The organism is Mesobacillus boroniphilus JCM 21738, assembly GCF_000517385.1.
Classification (GTDB): domain Bacteria; phylum Bacillota; class Bacilli; order Bacillales; family Cytobacillaceae; genus Mesobacillus; species Mesobacillus boroniphilus.
Window position 1 is genome coordinate 1 of sequence record NZ_BAUW01000189.1, and the last position, 2332, is coordinate 2332.

3 protein-coding genes are annotated in these 2332 nt (G+C 42.7%); all 3 read right to left on the reverse strand.

Translation table 11 applies throughout. The features are described 5' to 3' along the window. Positions 1-346: 346 nt before the first annotated feature. A complete protein-coding gene (locus JCM21738_RS21595) occupies positions 347-1588 on the reverse strand; it encodes a S41 family peptidase (RefSeq protein WP_023614678.1) in 1242 nt (413 codons plus the stop codon). Between the two features lie 73 nt (positions 1589-1661). Further along, positions 1662-1844 carry a hypothetical protein gene (locus JCM21738_RS22850; RefSeq protein WP_023614679.1) on the reverse strand — a complete coding sequence of 61 codons (183 nt, stop codon included), beginning with the start codon at positions 1842-1844 and terminating at the stop codon, positions 1662-1664. Positions 1845-1897: 53 nt separating this feature from the next. Beyond that, positions 1898-2101: a hypothetical protein gene (locus tag JCM21738_RS21605; protein WP_023614680.1), complete on the reverse strand. Its 204-nt coding sequence runs from the start codon at positions 2099-2101 to the stop codon at positions 1898-1900. Positions 2102-2332: the final 231 nt, after the last annotated feature.

A 2332-nucleotide genomic window follows, 5' to 3' on the forward strand; every position in this document is an offset into this window, starting at 1 on the left:
TCATTTCTGTCCGTCATGACATTGAATCATCCAAATCCTTATTACAAAAAATAGCAACCGGCCCCACCTTCGCCGGTTGCTGTGATAGCCACACTTGCTATCCTGCCTAGTATTTATTTTAAAAGAGTATAATATAGTTCGTTGCCTCATTTTGTTAAGACTTTTTTAACTTATGTTAAAGCAGATAGAAGTGGGCACATACCAATAAGAAATTTATGATGACTTTTTTAACCATCGCCAACACTCCTTAATTGTGAGTTCCCTTACATTTATACTTTAACACAATATTGTAAATCTGAATTAAAAGAAATACGGCTATTTTGTAAACTTTTTACCGTATTTTCTATTAATATGTAGGTAAGTTAGAGTCTACCAACCTTAAAGCTGCAGCCAGGTCCACGTCCTCTTTCAAATGCTGAGGGGACCAGGGGATATAAATATGAGGTTCTACCCCTACTCCTGTCATGCCCCGGCCACTATCAATCCTGGACAGCCGTGATGTCGGATACCATAGTTCAAAACCCTCATCCCAGCGCTGGATCGCCAGGTTGGCATAATCATTCAATCCTGCTGTGGGTCGTCCAATAACCGTAACTTTGCTCGACATCTTGCAATTCTCGATAAACGAGTCTCCCGCACTGCCGCAATAAACATCCGTCATCACAATGATGGTTTTAGGCGTTGCCTTCCCTTTTACAAAAGTATCAGGAATGAATTCACTAAAATCGAATTCAACAAACCCCCTTCCTCTGTGTCGTTCCCATTCCCGCTGCCAGGCTCTAAGGAAGACCAAAGCTTGCTCATCCTGGACTCCTTTCATCTGCTCCTTGACTCCTGCAAGCTGTCTCTGCGAGTTAGCTACTGTACAGTTAAAAAACATTTTTTCATCCCCGTCTGCCAGATCTACTCCTTCTTCAGGCATCAAGTATGGAAGCAGATTAAAATAGTTTGCGTCACCACCTCCATAATTCACTCTCACATCAATAATCCAGTTTTCCATAGACTCAAGGAGGTCTTTATGATCATTAATCATTCGTATTATTGCATCAGGATCCGCGAAGTCCGTCATAGTCATCAATAGTGTCTTATCGTTTAACTTCCTAACAGAATAAACTGGCTGATACTCTGTCTTCTGATAAAAACGAAAACGAAATTCTTGCCCGTCGTCCGTTTCACCATATTCATATTGCGCAAGAATAGGTGCCCAATTCTCCCTTTCAGCGTGATTCTCATTCAGAAGCCGCTCATGCTGCTCCCTCAGGTCAAGAATCGATTGTCCTCCAATCGTTACAAACGCCGTTCCCTTTCTAAGTCGCGTTTCGGAAGTAAGTTCGGTTACATATAGCTTATCTTCATATCTTCTGACCTTGAATCCCCTGTCCTGGTCGACATTCCTCTCAGCATTCAAATCTGTAAAATATATATGCTTATCTCTGAAGTCCTGTAAATACTCTTTTACAACATCCGCAAAGGTAGCATCCTTCAGTTTGCCAAGAAAGTAATCAGGCCGGTCCCATCCCTGCTTGTCCTTCCATCCTGCGTAATCACGATGCATAATATTGACGATTTCTTTAAAAATGACTTCCATCCAAACCCTCCTATTCAAGAAAACATCTGACAAAATAAAATCCTAAAGGGCAACTAGAACTCCCTCTGATAACTCATTCTCCCCGCTTCGAACTCGAGACCATCAATACCACCGGAATTCTCATCCGCCGCTCGTACTCTTCCTTGCTGGAGAAGTTTTCCGCTCTTGGCGTGCCTTCTCTAAGATCATCCACCGCGAAGCCGGTTTTCAATAAGAGCTGGAAGTATTCTTCGATTGTCCGGTGATATTTGATCACCTTTTTTCCGATCCAAGGTTCGGCCCGTTCGCCCTGGTTAAAATAGTCATCAACTACCCAATCACTTCTTCTCCCTGAGCCTTCTGCACTTTTGGCGGTCGAAGATTATCCATTGGATGGCAAGTTTCTATAATAAAATCCTCAAAAGTGTCCCTTGCGTAGCCCTGCTCATCAATCCATTGCTCCGAGGATAAATATAAACTGGCCATCTCTGTCCCTTTCCCTCTAATCATTGCATATGTATGCTGGATATACAAAAAGCGCAAGCTCCTCGTTCAGCCCCGACAAGCGTTGGAGGGCCGACCAGTGAAGTCGTTCTTTGACTTCATTGGGCGGACCGAAGCGACTCGATGGGCTAGGCGCTGGAACTGGATTAAGAAAACCTGGATAGTTATCCACATTGAAAATATTTTATAATTTCCTCACTAGCGTTGCATTAAAGTTTTACTGATAAGTCAAATGAAAAATTTGTTAGTGAAGTTGGACTT

Bases quoted from the DNA above. Each gene is read 5' to 3' on its own strand.
- JCM21738_RS21595 (WP_023614678.1), bottom strand. From the start codon at position 1,588: ATGGAAGTCATTTTTAAAGAAATCGTCAATATTATGCATCGTGATTAC.